The organism is Gordonia sp. w5E2 (genome assembly GCF_036540975.1).
Taxonomy (GTDB): domain Bacteria; phylum Actinomycetota; class Actinomycetes; order Mycobacteriales; family Mycobacteriaceae; genus Gordonia; species Gordonia jacobaea.
The window spans coordinates 4,976,627-4,995,972 of the sequence record NZ_CP144213.1 but is presented as its reverse complement, the minus strand read 5'-3'; the positions used below and the strand labels follow the sequence as shown (position 1 = coordinate 4,995,972).

Here is a 19,346-nt window from a genome sequence, read left to right as displayed (position 1 = left end):
CGAAGGGAACCCGCATGACCGAGGTCTCCACCCAACAGCGCGCGTACGAGCAGGCGGATCTTGACGCCGACCTGCGATGGTGGGCGGCGGCGAATTACCTCACCGTCGCCCAGATTTATCTGCAAGACAATGTCTTGCTGCGCGAACCACTTTCGCGCGACCACATCAAGCCTCGGCTGCTCGGCCACTGGGGAACCAGCCCGGGACTCTCGGCGATCTATACGGTGCTGAATCGGATCATCAAGGAGTCCGACAGTTCGTGGCTGTACATCACCGGCCCCGGACATGGCGGCCCGGCGCTTGTCGCGAACACCTACCTCGAAGGCACCTACACCGAGGTCTACCCGAAGATCTCTCTCGACGCCGACGGCGTGAAGCGTCTCTGCCGTCAGTTCTCGACGCCCGGCGGCATCCCGAGTCACGTGAGCGTGCAGACCCCGGGAAGTATCCACGAGGGCGGCGAGCTCGGATATGCACTGGTACACGCAGCGGGCGCGGCCTACGACAATCCCGACCTGACCGTCGCATGTGTCATCGGCGATGGTGAGGCCGAGACCGGACCGCTGTCGGGATCGTGGAAGATTCCCGCCTTCCTCAACGCCGCGCGCGACGGCGCCGTGCTGCCGATCCTGCACCTCAATGGAGCGAAGATCGCAGGTCCGACGGTCCTCGGCCGCAGTACCGATGCCGAGGTGACCGACTACCTGCGCGGTCAGGGCTGGATCCCGACGTTCGTCGAGGGCGACGATCCGGCTCAGGTGTTCTCCGATCTGCGTGCTGCGATCGTGGAGGCCCGTCGTCGGATCGGTGAGATCCAGTCCGAGGCGCGCGCCGACGGCGCCGGGTCGACGCTGCCCGACACCCACTGGCCCGCAATCGTATTGCGCACACCCAAGGGCTGGACTGGACCGAAAGAGGTCGACGGCAAGAAGATCGAGGGCACGCACTGGGCGCATCAGGTGCCGCTGTCGGGTGTGCGGGAGAACCCCGAGCACCTCGCGATCCTCGAGGAGTGGCTGAAGTCGTACAAGCCGGAGGAGATCTTCGACGACAACGGCGCCATCGTCGAATCGATTGCCTCGCTTGCACCTGTGGGTGATCTCCGGATGGGTGCGACGCCGTATGCCAACGGCGGACGGTTGCTCTCGCCGCTGCGACTGCCACCGATCGAGCAGTACGCACTCGACATTCCCGAACCCGGCGACGTCTCGTTCGAAACGACCCGTGTTCTCGGCGAGTTCATGCGCGACATCTACACGCAGAACTCCGACGCCGACGGCGGAGGCACGTTCCGACTCTTCTGCCCGGACGAGACGTCGAGTAATCGACTCGGAGCGGTCTTCGAGGTCACCGACCGCGCGTGGCAGCTTCCGGTCACCGAATACGACGACAACCTCTCGCCGTCGGGTCGTGTGATGGAGGTGCTCAGCGAGCACCTGTGCCAGGGCTGGCTCGAGGGCTACACGTTGACCGGTCGGCACGGAGTGTTCGCGACCTACGAGGCGTTCGCGATGGTGAGCGCGTCGATGGTGGTGCAGCACACCAAGTGGTTGCAGCACGCGGCGACGCTCCCGTGGCGTGAGCCCGTCGCGTCGCTCAACATCTTGCTGACGTCGACGTGCTGGCGAAACGACCACAACGGGTTCTCCCACCAGGGCCCCGGACTGATCGACCTCGTGCTGCCACTCTCGCCCGAGGTGGTTCGGGTGTGGCTGCCGCCGGACTCGAACTCGCTGCTGTCGATCTCCGATCACTGCTTCCGCAGCCGCGATCACGTCAACCTGATCGTCGTCGACAAGCAGCCCCACCTGCAGTACCTGTCGCTGGAGGAGGCCAACAAGCAGGCCGCCGCCGGAGCGTCGATCTGGGATTGGGCAGGCACCGAGAACGTCGAGGGCGAGTTGCCCGACATCGTGCTCGCGAGCGCGGGCGACGTCCCGACCCAGGAGATCCTCGCCGCCGCGCAGTTACTTCGCGAGTGGGTGCCGTACCTGCGTGTGCGTGTCGTGAACGTGATGGACCTGATGGTGCTGCTGCCGCAGAATGATCACCCGCACGGACTCTCCGACGACAAGTTCAACGAGCTGTTCACGCGCGACGTCGACGTTGTGTTCGGCTTCCACGGCTACCCGCGCGCGATCCACCAGTTGGTGCACGGGCGTACCCATCCGGGTCGCTTCCACGTGCGCGGCTTCTCCGAACAGGGCACGACCACAACACCGTTCGACATGGTGGTGCTCAACAAGATGAGCCGCTACCACCTGGTGATCGAGGCGCTGCGTCGAGCTCGCCGTGCCCCTGAGAAGGCCGAGGAGCTGGTGGCGTACTGCAACAACCAGCTCGCCCGCCACCACGACTACGTCCGCGAGCACTTCGAGGACCTCCCCGAGGTGCGCGACTGGAAGTGGTCATCCCCGAGCGGCTCGCGGGACTAGGCGCGCCCGACGTCGGGTAGTCGCGCCACCCGACGTCGAGCAGCCGTGCGCGGGCCCAACCACCCGGCCCGACGCCGAGCGCCGACATCGCCCGCGGCGCGGCCCGCACGCGGACTAGAGTGTCCGCATGACGATGCACGTGGACGCAAGCAACCCGGACCTCATCACCGTGGACGTGCCGACGCACTGGTACAACCTCGCGGCCGAGCTCTCCGAGCCGATCCCGCCGCACCTGCATCCGGGCACCAAAGAGCCCGTCGGACCCGACGACCTGGTCGCGCTCTTCCCGAGCGGACTGATCGCGCAGGAGGTCTCGACCGAGCCGTACATCGAGATCCCCGAACCGGTGCGCGAGATCTACAAGATGTGGAGGCCATCGCCGCTCATCCGTGCGCGACGCTTCGAGGAGTCACTCAACACGGGCGCGCGAATCTACGTGAAGTACGAGGGCGTCAGCCCCGTCGGCTCGCACAAGACCAATTCCGCTGTCGCGCAGGCGTATTACAACAGCGTCGACGGTGTCCGGAAGCTCACCACCGAGACCGGGGCCGGCCAGTGGGGCAGTGCGCTCGCGTTCGCTGGTGCACAGTTCGGCATCGACGTCGAGGTCTGGCAGGTGCGCGCCTCTTACGAATCGAAGCCCTACCGCGGCTATCTGATCCGCACGTACGGCGGCACGATTCACTCGAGCCCGTCGACGCTGACCGAGTCGGGCCGCGCGATTCTCGCGAAGACCCCCGACACCACGGGCAGTCTCGGGATGGCCGTCAGTGAGGCCGTCGAGGTCGCTGCCAACGACCCCGACGCCCGGTACGCGCTCGGCAGCGTGCTCAATCACGTTGTGCTGCACCAGAGTGTGATCGGTCAGGAGGCTGTCGAACAGCTCGTCGCCGTCGAACCCGGTGGTGCCGACGTCGTATTCGGTTGTGCGGGTGGCGGTTCCAATCTGGCTGGTCTGTCGTTCCCGTTCCTGCGCGAGAAGATCCACGGTCGGTCGAACCCGAGGGTGATCGCCGCGGAACCCTCCGCGTGCCCGTCGATCACGCAGGGCGAATACCGCTACGACCACGGCGACGTCGCGGGACTGACTCCACTTCTCAAGATGCACACTCTCGGAATGGATTTCGTGCCCGACCCCATCCACGCAGGTGGTCTGCGCTACCACGGCATGGCGCCCGCGTTGAGCCACACCGTCGAGCAGGGCCTGGTGCAGGGAGTGGCGATCGATCAGCACGACGCGTTCGCCGCGGGCGTGCAGTTCGCGCGCACGCAGGGCATCGTGCCCGCGCCCGAGTCGACGCACGCCATCGCCGCGTGCGCCCAACACGTCGCCGACAATCCTGCCGAGCAGGTCGTCGTGATCGGTCTGTCGGGTCATGGTCAACTCGACCTTCCTGCCTACGCGGAGTTCCTCGACGGAAAGATCTGAGCGTGATCACCGCGGGCGTCGACCTCTCTGCCTCGCCCGCGTCGACCGCAGTCGCCGTCGTCGAATGGCGTGAACACGGTGGGTATTCGGCTGTGCTCCGCGAATTGGTCACTCCCGCAGACGATTCGACGATCCGTGCGCTCGTCGACGCCGCTGATCGCTGCGGCATCGACTCGCCGTTCGGGTGGCCCGACGCCTTCGTCGAGTTCGTCAGCGCTCACCACCGGGGCGATACGCCGAAGGATTCGCGGCTCGACGACATCGCGTCACGTCGCCCTCTCGCATACCGACGCACTGATCGCTACCTCGTCGAGCACGGGCTCGGGCGACCGCTCAGCGTATCCGCGGATCAGATCGCGCACGTAGCGTTCCGCTGCGCGGGTCTGCTTGCCGACCTCGGTGTGTCGGACCGGGTCGACGGCTGGGCCATCGAAGCGTATCCCGCTGGCGCACTGAATCATTGGGGACTGACGTCGCGGGGATACAAGCGTTCGACGCATCGCGCCGTGCTGGCCGGGCTCGTCGACGACCTGCGAGCGGCGGCACCGTGGCTCGACCTGGAGTCACACTCTGCACTCATGGCCGTCAACGACAACGCATTCGACGCCGTCGTCACCGCACTGATCGCCCGTGCGGCAAGTCTCGGGGGCACTGGACTTCCGTCGGCGGACGACCTGCCGATCGCCCACCGCGAGGGCTGGATTCACGTTCCGACGGGCACGCTCGACGACCTGCGATAACCCGGGCGGGCGTCGTCGTATCTAGGTCGGAGCCTCGGTTGCGGTTGCCCACAGGCGCGGAATCCGAGCGTCTGGGCAACCGGAAGTTCGCGGCCGACTCTCCGTCGACCCTTCCTATACGAGCGCAGCGGTGAGAAGCACGACGATCGTCGTCAGCACCGCGACAGCCGTCGTCATGATGGCCGCTGTGTCCGAGCGGTGGAGCGGGGCGGAGTGCTCGCCGAGCACTCGCCGACGTCGACGTCCGATGACGTCAACCACGACGGAGGCGACGGCCGCGACGGCACAGAGCGCGTAAATCAGCGGCGTCGGAGACGAACTCGGTCGCAACACCTCGCGACCGGCGACGAGAAGACCGTTGACGAGAATCGCGAATGACGTTCTGCTCCATGCGAGGTCGGTGCGCTGTGGTTGCAATCCGGCGCGCATCGCGGGGTCGGACCGATCGCTCATGGCCGCGCGACGATCAATGCGGTGATGACCGCTGCCGCTGCGATCACCGTCAATGCGACACCCAGCACTGCAATCAGTGAGCTTCTCGGCAGTGGCCGCTCGTGTCGGATCGCGTCGTCGTTCTGCTTCCACCGGATGAGGCCGCCCGCGGACACGACGATTGCGAGGAGTCCGAGAGCCAGTCCGAGTCCGTACCGAAACGCGGGGTGCGTCGGATCGGGCAGGAACTGCAACGCAGCGATCGCGGCGGCGAGGAGTCCGAGGGCCGTGCGTTGCCACGCGAGGAACGTGCGCTCATTTGCGAGCGTGAAGCGGTAATCGGGCTCGCGCGGTGGCGCGACGGATGACTCGTTCGTGGCGTTGTCGGGCACCTTTCCACTGTGGCTGATCGCGTCGGCCTATGCACAGTCGACGCTCAGAAGCGCCCAGTCGACACTCTCGAGCGCCCAGTCGACGCTCAGAAGCGCCCAGTCGACACTCTCGAGCGCCCAGTCGACGCTCCGAAGCGCCCACTCGGCATTCTCGGGCGTCGCTATGGTGGGCGGTACGGCGGAAGAGGGTGCATCGTGTCGAGGCTGTACATCAAGCAGAAGGTCTTCTCGGTCGGCGAGAAGTTCACGGTGTTCGGCGAGTCCGAGCAACCGCGCTACTACGTGCAGGGCAGCTTCATGCGGGTGCCGAAGCGCTTCACCGTGACCGACGGATCAGGCGCTCCGATCGCGGAGATCACGAAGACCGCGTTCAGTCTGCTGCCACGGTTCACGGTCGAGATGCAGGGCGTCGAGGTCGCGACGATCCGCAAGGAGTTCAGCTTCAAGCCGAAGTACTTCATCGAGGGTGCTGCGCTGGAAGTCTCCGGTGACTGGTGGGACATGAACTTCGACGTGTCGCGCAGTGGTCAGCGGGTCGCCAGTATTCGCAAGAAGTGGCTCAGCTGGGGCGACACCTACGAGGTCGACATCTTCGACGACGCGCTCGAAGCGATGATCATCTCGCTCGTCGTCGCCATCGACCGCGTTCGCGCCGACGCCGCCAGCTCATCGGCGGCAACGATGTGACCGCTGCGCCCTACTCGCAGCCCTACTCCAGGTACCGGCCGAGGTACTTCTCCGCGGCCCGCGGGGTCTTGGCCTTGAAGCCGTCGCCGACGGCGCGCATCTTCCAGTCCCCGCCGCTGCGCGACATCACAGCCATGAGGACGCCGGTGAACGGCATCCCGCCCTGCAGCGTGAAGCGCGCCAACTCGGCGCCGGTCGTGTCGTCGACGAGTCGGCAGAAGGCGTTGTCGATCGCCTCGAAGGTCTGCCCGCGGTACGACGTCACGATGAACGCGAGATTGTCGATCTGCGGTGGGATCGCCTGCAGGTTCACGCGGATCACCTCGTCGTCGCCCTCGCCCGCCCCGGTCAGGTTGTCACCGGAGTGGACGATCGAGTTGTCCCGACTCCGAAGATGGCCGAAGAAGACGGTCTCGGCGAGCGAACCGCGCGAATACATCAACACCGATGCGTCGAGGTCGATGCTCTGCGACCCGCCGCCGAAGAAGCCACGCTGCTTGACCGGGTCCCATCCGAGTCCCATGCGGACCTGGGTGAGCGCGACGCCGCCATCCTTGCGCAACGTCACCTTCTGACCCTTGGCCAGGTTGACGCGCTTGTTCTTGGACAGGCTGATCTCGGCAGGCTGCTGTGGTGGGGCGGGCTGCGCCTGCGGTGGGGCCGGCGGAGGAGTGAACTGAGCCGGCGGCACGGACGGAGCAGGCGGCACCGGCGGAGCAGGCGCGGGCGCAGCGGGCGCGGCAGCGGCGGGGGCGTCGTCGACCGAAACCCCGTGATCCCGAACGAGATCGGCGAAACCGCCCGCGTAGCCCTGGCCGATGGAGCGCACCTTCCACCCCGTGTCCCGGCGATAGACCTCAACTGCCACCACGACGGTCTCGCTGCTCAGGTCGGGGATGGTGAACGAGAACAGCTCGGTGCCCGCGGCGTCGAAGACACGCGCGATGGGCGGTGGCGTCCTACCGAAGGACGACGACGCGTCGTCGAGTGTGATCACCGCGCGCACCGCGTGGATCTCGGCGGGCACCGCGGCGGGTGTGATCCGTAGCGTCTGCCGGCCGGTGGCGGGCGCAAGCGTGACGCCTGCTCCGGTTGGCTGGTTGTAGAAGACGAAGTCGGCGTCGGAGCGCACGCGCATATCGGGAGTGACCAACAGCGCCGAGAGATCAACCGGCGCAGCAACATCCACGGAGATCGCGATCTCGCCCGCAGGTAGCGGTGCGTTCTGGCCTTTCGACAACACTGTCGTCATATCGCCGTCCTTGCTTGTCGGGTCACTGCGTCGAGTAACCATTCGAGTATCTCTTCACCTGCCAGCGCACCCGACTGTGCCGTGACGGTCACCGTCGGATGCTGCCAATCCAACTCGGCCAACTCGCCGTGAGCGGGCCGGATACCGGCATGGGCAAACTCCAGTAGGTCGACGTCGAGCCTGCCGTCGCCCGCGGCGAAGACCGGGTCGCCAGCTGACAACAGACCATCGTCGACGCAGCGTCGGCATACCTCCTCGACGGCAGCGGATTTGGTGACCGCCTCGGGCACGGCGTAGATCTTGCGACCCTGCTGGGAGGCGACCCACCCGTGCCGGGCACACCACCGCTCCCACTCGGGCAGAAAGTGCTCAGGCTGGCGCTTGGTGTCGACGACCAGGTAGCAGAACAGGTCGTCGGCGGTACGCAGCGTGCTCACCCAATCCTCTTCTGCCACAACGGCCAATCGCGCAACAACTTCATCGAGCGGCGCAGAACCAGCGGCAACGGCACGTTCGACGCCGCTTCGCCACCTGTGGTCGTCGACACCGTCGACGAGGATGCGGCCGCCGCTGCTGACGACACTGTAGTGAGGTGTTCCTCCCGGGAGCTGGACACGGCCGAACTGCTCGGGAGTCCGTGTAGTCACCGGAACGAAGGGTGCGTGCGCACGAAGATCGGTGAGAAGCGCGATCGCCGAACTCGTCATGTACGAGAGCGGAGCGTCGCGGTAGATCTCGACGCACACCGGCGACGTATCGCGGAACTGATTCTCTCCCATGGCGTCACGCGAATAGATCAGCGTACGGTCCAGATCGCTCGCCACCAATCCGGTCACGAGTCCTCCTTGATCAAACCCATGCAGGAGTACGCGAGGTCGGCGCGCACTTCGACGGGTACTCCGCGCTCGGCGGCGAGGATTCGAATGTGTCGATGCTCGGGTAGGTCGTTGTCTCGCACAAGAACGCGCCACGGTACGCGCCGCAGCAGTACCCGTGTGGTCTCCCCGACACCGGGCTTGACGAAGTTCACCGACGAGAGTCCGTACTCTGCGCGGATTGCCTCCACGGATTCCCAGCCCGCCCAGGTCGGCGTGCGATCGGCGGCATCCAGAGCCGAGACGTGCGAGGCGACGGCGTCGCGCACCACGTCGAACTGCGCGGACACGACGTCGAGGAAGTGGTTCGACATGTCGTGTTCGGCGAGGTGGCGATAGAACTTGGCGCCGTGGAACTCGCCGTGGCCGATGTGGTCGGCGTTGAGGACCGTTCGTGAAATCAGCCCGGAGACGGTCGAATTCAAGCACGCCGAGGCGATGAGGAAGTCGTCGCGCGTACCGAAGGTGGTGGTGGCGAAGCCGGGGTCGGCGAGAACGGCGAGTTCGTCGGCGAGGCGTGGCCCACCGTCTCGAGCGTAGGCGTCGAGCGCGGCCGTCAGCTCGCGCTGGATCGCGCCCTTGCCTGTCCACCCATCGATGAACACCACGGATGTGGGGTCGTGGCGGTCGGTGATGTGGTCGAGGGCGACCGTGTCGATGCCGCGGTCGCGAACTATCGAGATCGTGTAATGCGGTGCGGCCCAGCCATGAACATGGCGCAACCAGCGTCTCAGCAGGATTCCGATGGGCGTGCCTGCCCGCGCGAGCGACACCAGCGTCGGCTCGCGATGTCGCTCGGCAACGATGAGCTCTCCGACGACGCCGACAGCGTGCGCGAGGCGCTGCGCCGAGTCGTCGAGGGTGTCGGCAAACAACTGCTGGTATGCGGCTCCCGGCTGATACTCGATGGGCAACGACTCCGCGTAATGCGCTGTGCCCGCCTGGATTCGGCGCTCTCGGACCGCCAGGTCGGCCTCGAGTTCGATATGCGAGAGGTCTTTCAGGAGCCAGGTCACCTCATCGGGTGCGTACGAACCGAAGTCCGGTCCGCGTAGCTCGGAGTTCCGCGCTTGCGGTGGGGTGAGTCGCTGAGCTGTCACGAGTCGCTCCGTGCGTCGCGCAGCGCGCATTGGCCGGTGGCAGTAACTTTCGCGACGACGACGTCGTGGCCTGCCGCGGTCATCACATCGAGGACCCCACCCGGTGCCGTCAGGTCGGGGGTGTCGGCGGGGTCGTCGATGATCAACACGATCCGCGGAAGGTCGGGCGAGCCGTCTGGGTCGAGCAGGTTGTAGACGAATCGCGGTGTACCGGGGTCGTGTTCGGGCGCGGTAAAGGTCAGGCCGCGGCGCAGCGGGTAGCCGTCGACGTCGCGGACGAATGCGGGTGAGCGCGTGGTGGTCTGGAACGTCGTGGGGATGCCGGCATGTGCAAGCCCCTCGGCGATGCAGAGCGGCAGATACATCAGCTCCTCGTGGCCAACCACCACAGTGCTTGTCGACGACTCGAGTTCTGGCAGCAGTGTCGCCACCGCTTCGTCGACAGCGTTGGTGAATCCCGTTGTGTCCGAATGTAGGAAGCCATGGCGTCCGCCCTCGGGCACATCGGCGGGCCACGGTAGTGCCACCGTGGTGACCTCACCCCGGACGCCGATCGGGTTGAGTTGCGTCGAGGGTGACTCCCACACCGCGTCGGTGAGCCCTTCCGGAAGGTTGATGCTGCCCTGCGCAAGCGACACGTACTCGATTCGGACGCCATTGTTGGACGCGAAATCGGCTGTAGCTGAAAGATGTTCGGGTGATCGCAGGTCGACGAGCGAAGCGACCACATAGTCACGTCTGCCGGTGATCTCGTGTATCGCGGTGATGGCGCGCAACGCGGTTGTCCCGGTAGAGATCTCGTCGTCGACGAGGATCAACGGACTGTCGGGGTTGGCGGACAGCAACTCGATCGAACTCGGCTGCAACAGATGAGTTGTCGCGTGCGAGTGGCCCTCTTCGAACGACCCGACGGTGAGCGCTCCCGGTGGGCGTCGACGAGTGGAGTGCAGATACGCGTGAGCGGTGAGCCCATGGAAGACGGAGTGGCCCAAGCCCGTTGCCGTCTCCGCGAACCCGAGGACCGTCGACTTGTCAGCCGCGTCGGCGCCGATGCGATCACGGATGAGCGCTGCGAGGTCGTCTGCGGCCCGTCGGACGCGTTCTGGAGGGGTGGGGATGTGCTTGCCGAGAACAGTCGACACGAGCAGGTGTGCGCGCCTGCGATTGCGGCGCAGTCCGAGGACGACGAGTTCGTCCATGCTCCAGTCGGATCGAGGGTCGACAGTGGTGTCTGCGATCCTCACCCCGAAGGTGTCGGCGACCCAGCTCGACGTGTCCGCGGAGTCGACGACGTGTGCTGCGGGGGAACCGGTAGCTGTCACGAGAGATCCATCGCGGTGAGGAGGTCGACGAAGCCGACGCCGGGGTGGGTGACCCCGAACACGGCTGCCCTGTCGATCACCCGCGACGCCCAATTCCGGTGTGGCTTACGTTCGTTCATCTTGTTCCGATACGTCGATGCCTGCACGCCGCCGGTGTCGGAGGCGAGTACGTCGAGCGCGTCGTGGTACTCCTCGTGGGTCACCGCGCTGAGTGCGTGCACCGCGGCGGCATGGCTCGGATGGATGACAGTCTTGCCCTGCATCCCGTTCGCGCGGTCGAGTGCGATCTCCCGCAGCAATCCGTCGAGATCTCTGCGAACCAACTGGCTGCGGAACCACACGGCGCCCTGTTCCTGGAACGGCGTTTGCCGGAGTGCCGGTTTGAACAGGCGCTCGTGATCGGCGAAGTACTCCCACACCGGTCCGGTGATGACGTGCCCCGAGGAGTCACATCGCCCCAACCGATTGATGATGGACGCTATTGCGTCTGCGGCAACGCGGACGTCGTAGATGGTCAGGTCGCGATCGCGGCGGATGCCGAACAGTCCGCACATGTCCGTGGCGCCGATGCGAATGGCGAGCACTCGGGACCGGTGCTCGTCGACAGCCTCGCCGATCACCGACAGGTGGTGTTCGCGACTCTCGCGGTGAACGATCCCCGCGGATTCGAGTACCGGCATGGCCCAGAAGTGCCTACCGGCACGAATACCGGCGTCCCGCACCGCAATCAAGAACTCGTGCGCGTTCTCGGCGTCGAACTTCGGCAGCACGAATCCCATGAGCGAGTCGGACGAGCCGATCGCCTCGCTGATGGTCGCGATCTGATCGGCCGAACGGACGCGAACGAACAGCATCATCTCTGCCGCGGCGGTCGAATCGAGTCGGCGTAGTGCGTCGACGGCGCTCTCGATGGCGGTGGCCTGGTCACCGTCGGCGACAGCGTCTTCGAGGTCGATGACCATCGACACGACACCGTCGGCGTGCCGGCGGGTGATCACCTCGGCGAGGTCGGGACGCGTCGCAGGTACGTAGAGGGTGGCCCCGAGCGCGATCGCGAGGCGGTCGGTCGACCATGACGTAGAGACCGGCGATGGCTGCGCGACGAACAACCGTTCCCGCGTCGACTCAGGTAGGTGACGAAAGTGCCTGGCGCCGTTGCCTGCCCGACTCGCACTGGGCGCATCGGTTGTGAGTGTCATCGCCTGGCCACCTGCCCCCTCATCCGCTCGACGATCTCGACGATGCGGCGCTCAATTGCTGTCAGCTCTGTTGAATACGTCCAGTAGTCCGGATGTACCCGATCGAGGGCACTCCGTGAACGGACAATTCGGTCGGCCTGAGCATCGAGCACTGAGCCCCATTCGTCAACCAGAGCGTTGTCGACGGCGAAGTGTTGAGCGTCTCGCAGGCGGAATCGCACGCGCTGTTCGAGAGCGCCGGGGTCGGCGCGCACCTCGCGCAGACCGCGCAGCCTCTCGGCGACCGCATCCACGGCCTGTTCTGCGCCATCGAGTTCGTCGCGGGCGGCTTCGGCCTCGCTGATGGCGAGGTCAGGGGCGTCGGAAAGGTGGGAGCGGGCCTGCGCCAATCGGCCATCGGCGGCGGCGAGAAACCGCGAGAACACCTCCTGATTGTCTTGCAGATCGAGCGAACACTCGAGGCTGAACTCTCTGCGGAGGGTCGAGAGTTCGCCCGGCATGCGCTCGGCACGAGTCATGATCCCGCTGCGGCGTGTGTCGACCGAGCGGATGACCCGCTGGCCGCGCTCGGTGAGTGACGGCGCATCGGCGAGCGCGTCGTCGAGCGATTGGCGCGCGGCGAGCACGCGTTGAGCGGTCGCCCGTCTGTCGAGCAGACCCGTTGCCGCCCGCTGTTCGGCCAGCGCGGCGTCGAACCTCTCGGCGGCCACGCGGACGCTCCGCAGCGTCGTCAGGTTCGCTGGTGCCTGCGCGAGTGTGCCGCGCACCTGCGTCGCCGCGACCTGAGCCCGATGTTCGAGCGATGCGACTTCGTCGACGGTGCGCGCCGCACGGCCGAGTTCGGTGGCGTTCGCGTCGGCGAAACGCTGCATCTCGCCTTGGAGTGACCGCAACGCTTCTGTGCACCGCGCGAGTTCGCTCGGCGTCGGTCGTGGTGCATTCGAGAGGTTGAGATAGCCGTCAGTTGCTTGGGAGTAGCGCTCTCGCAACGCATTCCACTCCCCCCGCAGCCGCGACCGAGGGTCGAGCTCCTGAGCCGTTGCGACCGCACCGTCTATGCTGCTCAAGGTCTGTTCGGAGTCCAGGAAGGCCGTGGTCATCTGTTGGACGGACGCAGCGGTGTCGGCGGGCACACCTGAGCTGCCACGCTCTCCCCGTCGCCAGAACCTACTGCCCACCGTCTGATGCTATCGACTAGTTTCGTCAGGGTACGACGAGAGGATGAACGTGCAACTGGTACAGCGATCCAAGCGGGTGATCGAGGCGCGTCTGAACAACACCTCGGTTCGCGCGCTTTCCGGTTCGATGGTCGCCTTCGAGGGCCAGGTCAGTTTCAAGTCCGCGGGGTTCGGTGGCGGCGACGGACTCGTCGCCGGGATCAAGCGTCGCGCAACCGGCGAATCGCTGTCACTCATGGAGGCCGGCGGTACCGGCGTCGTCTACTTCGCGCACAACGCCGCCGAGACGACGATCATCGAGCTCAACGGTGAAACGCTTCAGGTGGAGTCGCAGCAACTGATGGTGCTCAACGGCAACCTTCAGACCAACGTCACGTTCGCGGGCATGCAGGGCGCGACAGCCGGTCAAGGACTGTTCACCACGACGGTCAGCGGGCACGGGCAGGTGGGCATCGTGTCGCACGGTGGGCCGCTGATTCACCTCGAGGTCTCGCCGCAGTACCCGCTGATCGTCGACCCCGACGCGTTCGTCTGTGCGCGCGGTGCACTCTCGCAGTCGTTCGTGACCGATGTGTCGTGGCGTTCGGCCGTCGGACAGGGCAGTGGCGAGGCATTCTCGCTGCGTTGGGACGGAACCGGCGTGGTGTCGATCCAGCCGGCGGAACGGTAGGCGAAACGTGTTCACCAAGGTCAACAGCAAGGTCGTGTCGGTCGACGTCGCGCAGTCCGGACCGGTGGTCGCTCGCAGGGGCGCGATGTTGTTCTACACGGGCGACGTCCGGTTTCAGCCGCATCAGATCGCCGGTATGGGAGCGGGCTCTGGTGGGATGTCGGGAATCGGAGGTGCCATCGGGCAGCGACTCGCAGGCGAACACGAGTCGACGCTGCTCGCCACCGGACACGGGGTCGTGCACTTCGGGTTCCGGGGCATCGAGGTAGAGATCGTCGACGTCGGCAGGGTCGGCGGCCTGATCCGGGTCGAAGCGTCGCGCACGCTGGCCTACACGTCCGGCCTGCAGGCGTCTGTGGTGTCGGTGACCGCGCAGGGCGGCGGCGGTGGAGGCGGTGGTGGCGGACTGTTCGGATCGCTTCGGTCCGCCGCTGCGGGCGCGGTCACTGGGCAGGGCATGTTCACCACTCAGCTGTCCGGTCAGGGGCAGGTGGTGATTCTCGGCCACGGCGGAGTCTTCGAACTCGGTGTCGCCCCCGACCGACCGCCCGTCACCGTCGATCCCCAGGCGTATGTCGCGGCAGCGGGGCAGGTGACCACCACGCTGACGTCGAACGTGAGTTGGCGCAACGTCGGCCGAACCGGTGGCGAAGCAATGCAGTTGCAGTGTGCGGGTCATGGAACCGTGTACGTACAGGCGTCGGAGGAGAAGCTGTGAGCGCACTCAACACCGTGTGGAATCCGATGTCGCTGCCGGTCGACGACAACATCGAGGGCAACGACTACTCGTTCTGCATCGAGCTCAACTCCCCGTGGTTCATGTCGAAGGGCGCGATGATCGCGTTCTACGGGCAGATGAAGTTCAGCTCGTTGCAGCACGGGTTGAACGGTCAGCTCCTCAAGATGGTGGCCCAACAGTTCTCTGCGCCTTTGTATCTCGGCGATTTCGTGGTGGCCGAGGGACACGGGAAGCTGATCATCGGAGACCGTGGCTACAACATCAACTCCTACGACCTCGAAGACGGCAACCTGACGATCAGAGCCGCGAATCTCCTTGCGTTCCAACCGCAACTCTCGTTGAAACAGTCGATCGTGCCCGGCTTCCTCACCCTGCTCGGCACGGGAAAGTTCCTCGCATCGTCGAACGGCCCGGTCATGTTCGTCGAACCCCCGGTGCGGGTCGACCCGGAAGCGCTTGTGGGCTGGGCGGATTGCCCGTCACCGAGTCACCACTACGACCAGTCGTGGGTCACCGACCTCATCGCGGCAACCGCTCACCGGATGGGTGTGCAGTCGGGTGAGGAAAAGCAGTTCGACTTCACCGGCAGCGGAACGGTTCTCGTGCAGTCGAGCGAGAAGGTTCGCAGCGACTTCTCCATCGTCCGCACCATTCAAGGACAGTTGTCCGGACTCTCGGTGCCGGGTCTGCAGCAGATCAACCAGGAGGTTTCCCGGCAGTTGGGGCAGCAGCAGGGCTGAGGCGTGGCGCTGTCAGAGCTGCCACATGAACCACGAGAACCCGGTTACGACAACGAATGTCGTCGTAACCGGGTTCTGCGGTTTCGTCGTACGCGCTACTTGCGGCCCGCTGTCCAGTTCATCCCGAAGCCGTAGGCCTCGTCGATGTGCCGCTGCGCGCCTTGGATGTAGCGAACCTCGCGGCTGACGCTGAGCTCGTTGCCATTGCTGGTGAGCATTGCGATGGCACAGGAGACCGCGCGGTCGTCTGCTGAATCCAGGCGAACCTCGACCTGCGGCCCCGAACTCGGGAACAGTGTCACGACGCCATTGGCCGACGACCAGTTCGGGGTGCCCTCGTAGATGTAGGCGAAGATCAGGACCCGACGGAAGCGTCCGATGTCGGAGAGGTTGATGTGCAGATTCTCGCCGCCGGTGCTGCTTCCACTGCGATCATCGCCGTCGAGCAAGATATAGGGCGCGCGATCGAGCGAGCCGAACGAATTGCCCAGCGCCTGCACGACGCCCCTACTGCCATCGGCGAGCTCATACATGGCCCCGAGGTCGAGGTCGATGCCCGAGGAGCGCTTGAAGAATCTACCTCCACCGGACCCCTGGTCCCAGTTGAGGTTGACGCGCATGTTTCCCTGGCCGTCACCCCTTTTGGCGAGCGAGATCGTCGGGGTCGATTTGCTCAGTGTCACCTTGTTCATGTTGATCGCCATCGGATTTTCCTTCCGGGGTGTCTTCGGGGTGGTTGCGGCGTCGAATGATGCTGGAGACCAAAGCCGCGATGATGAGTACGACGCCGACAAGGCCAGTGACCACTTCGGGGACGTGGGTGCCGATCGAGTACATGAGGATCAGCGCCAGTGCGCCGATCGCCCAGTGAGCGCCGTGCTCGAGGTAGACGTACTCGCTGAGCGTGCCCTTGCGAACAAGGAAGACGGTCAGCGAACGTACGAACATCGCGCCGATGAAGCCGAGGCCCAACGCGATGATGATCGGGTCGGCGGTGATGGCGAATGCTCCGATGACGCCGTCGAACGAGAACGACGCGTCGAGCACCTCGAGGTAGAGGAACAGGAAGAAGCCTGCTTTGCCTGTCGCCTTGGCGAGTTCGCTGGGGCCCGAGCGAGGCAGCGATTCCGATTCGGCGCCTTCTTCGAGCTCTTCTGGGGTGTTGAACAGTTCGCCGAGCCCGTTGACCAGGATGTAGGTGGTCATACCCAGTACGCCGGCGAAGAGCACCGTCGAGCGCTCGTCGTCGGGTGCGATCCATTCAGCGGTGATGACGAGGACGGCCACAGCGACGACAACGGAGAGTTGGTCGAGCCTGCCGATGCGCTCGAGCGGTCGCTCGATCCACCGCAGCCAGTGGATCTCCTTCTCCTCGAAGACGAAGCCGAGGAACAGCATCAGCAGGAACATGCCACCGAACGCCGCGATCTGCGGGTGCGCGTCGGTGATGATCTGCTCGTAGGTCGGAGAGCCGTCGGTCGGCGGGTTGAGCGCGAGACGCAGCGCCTCGACGGGATTCAGCTTGGCGCTCAACCAGACGATCACGAGCGGAAAGACCAGCCGCATGCCGAAGACCGCGATCAGCACACCGATGGTCAAGAAGATCTTCTGCCAGAACGCGCTCATGCGTCGCAGCACGGTCGCGTTGATGACCGCGTTGTCGAAGGAGAGCGACACCTCGAGGATGCCGAGGATGAGTGTGAGGAACAGGGCGGTGGGGCCGCCATAGATGAATGCGACCACCAGCGAGGCGATCGTGATGGCGATGGACAGCCCGAATATTCGGAAGATCACGGTGGAGCGGCCTTTCTTGCATCACCGAAGTAGGGAGACCACGTGTCCCGATGCCGGGCTCACGCGGTCAAACAAGCCAGATGCCGCGCCTGCGAATGTCAGGCGCGGCATCGTAGCGACGTGGATCAGACGTTGACGCCGAAGTCGCGGGCGATACCCGCGAGGCCGGACGCGTAGCCCTGGCCGACGGCGCGGAACTTCCAGTCGGCACCGCTGCGGTACAGCTCTCCGAAGACCATCGCGGTCTCGGTCGACGCGTCCTCGGACAGGTCGTAGCGGGCGATCTCGGAGCCGTTGGCGCGATTGACGACGCGGATGTAGGCGTTGCGAACCTGACCGAACGACTGACCGCGCGAGTCGGCGTCGTAGATCGAGACCGGGAAGACGATGGAATCGATGTTGGGAGGGGTGCCCGCGAGGTCGACGTTGATGACCTCGTCGTCGCCGTCACCCTCACCGGTCGTGTTGTCGCCGGCGTGTTCGATGGAGCCCTCCGGCGAGCGGAGGTTGTTGAAGAACACGAAGTGCTGGTCGGAGAGCACCCGCTTGTCGGTACCGCACGCGATTGCGCTGGCGTCGAGGTCGAACTCGACACCGGTGGTGGTCCGCGCATCCCAGCCGAGGCCGACTGCGACAGCCGTGAGGCCGGGAGCCTCCTTGGTCAGCGATACGTTTCCACCCTTGCTCAGGCTGACGCCCATGTTTCGTGCCTTTCTGCCGCGGTGTGGCGGGAGCCACTGTCGAATGACGGTCACATCGTAAGTGACAAGTCGGACATATTGCCGACGCGCCCGCCACCCTACCCACGGACGGCTGACGGGAACATAGAAGCTGGTTGGCCGTAGGCCGAGGGAATGATGTCGATCCGGGTGGCGGGGCGTCGAACGCCGCCGGTGGTCGAACCGCGACGGCCGAACGGACTGGTCACTGCGTCAACAGCTTCTTCTGCACCTTGCCCATCGCGTTGCGTGGAAGTGAGTCGACGCGCCTGATCTCCCGGGGCCGCTTGTGCTGGGACAGCTCGGTGGCCACGAGCCCGATGAGCTCGTCGTCGGGGACTGCCGTCCCGACCACATATGCGACGATCCGCTGCCCGAGGTCGTCGTCGGGAACGCCGATCACCGCGACCTCGTCGACGGCGGGGTGCCCGAGTAGGACGGTCTCGATTTCGCCCGCGCCGACACGAAATCCGCCCGACTTGATCAGATCGGTCGACGCACGGCCGACGATGCGGTGCATGCCGTCGTCGCCGATCACTGCGACGTCGCCCGTCGCGAACCAGCCGTCGGCGAGCCAACTCTCGGCCGTGGCCTCCGGCCGGTTCAGGTATCCCGACCCGACCATCGGTCCGCGCACGTGGAGGTCGCCGACCGACTCGCCGTCGTGCGGTAGATCCGTTGCACCGGAGTCGATCTCGCTGCTGCGCAGCCGTGTTTCGACGCCGCGCAGCGGTATTCCCACCCAGCCTGGTCGGCGCTCGCCGTCGAATCGGGTCGACACGGTGATCATGGTCTCGGTCATGCCATATCGTTCGACGATCTCGTGTCCGGTCAGCTCACGAATCCTGTCGAACACCGGGACGGGTAGCGGGGCACTTCCCGACACCAGCAGTCGTGCTGAGGAAAGTGACTGCGCTGCAGCAGGATCGGCGCCGATACGGGTCCAGACCGTCGGTACTCCGAAGAACATCGACGCACCGCGAGCGGCCGCGGCGGCGTAACCCGCGGGGGTGGGCTTGACGGTGTGAATCAGCTTGCCGCCGCGGCGCAGTGGGCCGAGAACGCCGAGGATCAGCCCGTGGACATGGAACAGCGGCAAGCCGTGGGCGAGAGTGTCGTCGGAGGTCCACGCCCACGCATCGGCCAGCGCGTCGAGTCCCGCGGCGATCGCGCGGCGGGTGATCGGCACGCCCTTGGGAAGCCCGGTCGTGCCCGAGGTGTACAGGATCAGCGCGGTGGACTCGCCGGGAGGTTCGGGATGCGAATGCCACGAGCGGGCGAAGCGTCGGATCGGGATGACCGGCAGTGTCGTCGAATCGGGTGCGGCGCCGAGCCACGCCTGCGCACCCGAGTCGGTCAGAATGTGCTCGAGTTCGCGCGGGCCGGAATCCGGCGGAACGGGAACGATCGCAACTCCCGCAATGAGGCCGCCGACGACGGCGAGAACTGTCTCGATCGTCGGATGGGCGAGCACGGCCAGCGTGCGTGCTCCGCGAATCCGTTCTGCGACAGCGGTTGCCGCACCGACGAGGTCTTCGCGCGAGAGCGCGTCGTCGCCGACGGTCACCGCGTCGGGGTCATCGGGCGCGGCGGGGACGAGGTAAGGCAACAACACGTCTCTCACTGTGCCACGGCCTTCCTTG

The 19,346-nt window shown here is 65.7% G+C and carries 19 protein-coding genes; 7 read left to right on the top strand and 12 right to left on the bottom strand.

Translation table 11 applies throughout. The features are described from left to right. The first annotated feature begins 14 nt into the window (after positions 1 to 14). From RND64_RS22685 to RND64_RS22675, 3 genes are all read left to right on the top strand, one after another. Entirely contained in the window at positions 15 to 2,435 is a 2,421-nt protein-coding gene (locus RND64_RS22685; protein WP_049699247.1) for a phosphoketolase family protein, read from the top strand. A gap of 127 nt (positions 2,436 to 2,562) precedes the next feature. Next, entirely contained in the window at positions 2,563 to 3,864 is a 1,302-nt protein-coding gene (locus tag RND64_RS22680; protein WP_049699248.1) for a TrpB-like pyridoxal phosphate-dependent enzyme, read from the top strand. A 2-nt stretch (positions 3,865 to 3,866) separates the two neighbouring features. Next, positions 3,867 to 4,604 carry a DUF429 domain-containing protein gene (locus tag RND64_RS22675; protein WP_049699249.1) on the top strand — a complete coding sequence of 246 codons (738 nt, stop codon included), beginning with the start codon at positions 3,867 to 3,869 and terminating at the stop codon, positions 4,602 to 4,604. Positions 4,605 to 4,718: 114 nt separating this feature from the next. Here RND64_RS22675 and RND64_RS22670 read toward each other — a convergent pair whose 3' ends face one another. Both RND64_RS22670 and RND64_RS22665 read right to left on the bottom strand, forming a co-directional pair. Then, positions 4,719 to 5,057, bottom strand: coding sequence for a DUF202 domain-containing protein (locus RND64_RS22670; RefSeq protein WP_049699250.1), 339 nt, complete (start codon positions 5,055 to 5,057; stop codon positions 4,719 to 4,721). Continuing rightward, complete coding sequence (locus tag RND64_RS22665) at positions 5,054 to 5,428, bottom strand: YidH family protein (RefSeq protein WP_049699251.1); 375 nt, start codon at positions 5,426 to 5,428, stop codon at positions 5,054 to 5,056. Before RND64_RS22665 ends, RND64_RS22670 begins: the two co-directional genes overlap by 4 nt. A 195-nt stretch (positions 5,429 to 5,623) precedes the next feature. Between RND64_RS22665 and RND64_RS22660 the strand changes: the two genes are divergently transcribed. Continuing rightward, a complete protein-coding gene (locus RND64_RS22660) occupies positions 5,624 to 6,115 on the top strand; it encodes an LURP-one-related/scramblase family protein (RefSeq protein WP_270486431.1) in 492 nt (163 codons plus the stop codon). A 22-nt stretch (positions 6,116 to 6,137) separates the two neighbouring features. Here the strand turns inward: RND64_RS22660 and RND64_RS22655 are convergent, their stop codons facing one another. From RND64_RS22655 to RND64_RS22630, 6 genes are read right to left on the bottom strand one after another with little or no spacing between them, the layout of a single operon-like run. Continuing rightward, the gene (locus RND64_RS22655; RefSeq protein WP_152930081.1) at positions 6,138 to 7,367 is read right to left on the bottom strand and encodes a TerD family protein; all 1,230 of its coding nucleotides are present in this window, start codon (positions 7,365 to 7,367) and stop codon (positions 6,138 to 6,140) included. Beyond that, entirely contained in the window at positions 7,364 to 8,203 is an 840-nt protein-coding gene (locus RND64_RS22650) for a hypothetical protein (RefSeq protein WP_049699253.1), read from the bottom strand. The genes RND64_RS22655 and RND64_RS22650 overlap by 4 nt, the downstream gene beginning before the upstream one ends. Continuing rightward, complete coding sequence (locus RND64_RS22645; RefSeq protein ID WP_049699466.1) at positions 8,200 to 9,342, bottom strand: cysteine protease StiP family protein; 1,143 nt, start codon at positions 9,340 to 9,342, stop codon at positions 8,200 to 8,202. The genes RND64_RS22650 and RND64_RS22645 overlap by 4 nt, the downstream gene beginning before the upstream one ends. Next, positions 9,339 to 10,664 carry a phosphoribosyltransferase family protein gene (locus RND64_RS22640; protein ID WP_049699254.1) on the bottom strand — a complete coding sequence of 442 codons (1,326 nt, stop codon included), beginning with the start codon at positions 10,662 to 10,664 and terminating at the stop codon, positions 9,339 to 9,341. Before RND64_RS22640 ends, RND64_RS22645 begins: the two co-directional genes overlap by 4 nt. Then, positions 10,661 to 11,863, bottom strand: a complete 1,203-nt coding sequence (locus tag RND64_RS22635; protein ID WP_049699255.1) for an HpcH/HpaI aldolase/citrate lyase family protein — start codon at positions 11,861 to 11,863, stop codon at positions 10,661 to 10,663. Before RND64_RS22635 ends, RND64_RS22640 begins: the two co-directional genes overlap by 4 nt. After that, the gene (locus RND64_RS22630) at positions 11,860 to 12,963 is read right to left on the bottom strand and encodes a hypothetical protein (protein WP_049699467.1); all 1,104 of its coding nucleotides are present in this window, start codon (positions 12,961 to 12,963) and stop codon (positions 11,860 to 11,862) included. Before RND64_RS22630 ends, RND64_RS22635 begins: the two co-directional genes overlap by 4 nt. Before the next feature lie 127 nt (positions 12,964 to 13,090). Here RND64_RS22630 and RND64_RS22625 point away from each other — a divergent pair, with 127 nt between their 5' ends. Genes RND64_RS22625 through RND64_RS22615 form a run of 3 tightly spaced genes read left to right on the top strand, consistent with a single transcriptional unit; the run spans position 13,091 to position 15,190 of the window. Then, complete coding sequence (locus RND64_RS22625) at positions 13,091 to 13,711, top strand: AIM24 family protein (RefSeq protein WP_049699468.1); 621 nt, start codon at positions 13,091 to 13,093, stop codon at positions 13,709 to 13,711. Between the two features lie 7 nt (positions 13,712 to 13,718). After that, on the top strand, positions 13,719 to 14,429 hold the full coding sequence (locus tag RND64_RS22620; RefSeq protein WP_049699256.1) for an AIM24 family protein: 711 nt from the start codon (positions 13,719 to 13,721) through the stop codon (positions 14,427 to 14,429). Continuing rightward, positions 14,426 to 15,190 carry an AIM24 family protein gene (locus RND64_RS22615; RefSeq protein WP_049699257.1) on the top strand — a complete coding sequence of 255 codons (765 nt, stop codon included), beginning with the start codon at positions 14,426 to 14,428 and terminating at the stop codon, positions 15,188 to 15,190. The genes RND64_RS22620 and RND64_RS22615 overlap by 4 nt, the downstream gene beginning before the upstream one ends. Before the next feature lie 95 nt (positions 15,191 to 15,285). Here RND64_RS22615 and RND64_RS22610 read toward each other — a convergent pair whose 3' ends face one another. The 4 genes from RND64_RS22610 to RND64_RS22595 form a co-directional block, all read right to left on the bottom strand. Continuing rightward, positions 15,286 to 15,894, bottom strand: a complete 609-nt coding sequence (locus RND64_RS22610; protein WP_049699258.1) for a TerD family protein — start codon at positions 15,892 to 15,894, stop codon at positions 15,286 to 15,288. Beyond that, the gene (locus RND64_RS22605; RefSeq protein ID WP_049699259.1) at positions 15,824 to 16,984 is read right to left on the bottom strand and encodes a DUF475 domain-containing protein; all 1,161 of its coding nucleotides are present in this window, start codon (positions 16,982 to 16,984) and stop codon (positions 15,824 to 15,826) included. Before RND64_RS22605 ends, RND64_RS22610 begins: the two co-directional genes overlap by 71 nt. A gap of 125 nt (positions 16,985 to 17,109) precedes the next feature. Continuing rightward, positions 17,110 to 17,685, bottom strand: coding sequence for a TerD family protein (locus RND64_RS22600; protein ID WP_049699260.1), 576 nt, complete (start codon positions 17,683 to 17,685; stop codon positions 17,110 to 17,112). A 223-nt stretch (positions 17,686 to 17,908) separates the two neighbouring features. Further along, positions 17,909 to 19,318, bottom strand: coding sequence for an acyl-CoA synthetase (locus RND64_RS22595; protein ID WP_049699469.1), 1,410 nt, complete (start codon positions 19,316 to 19,318; stop codon positions 17,909 to 17,911). Between the last annotated feature and the right edge of the window lie 28 nt (positions 19,319 to 19,346).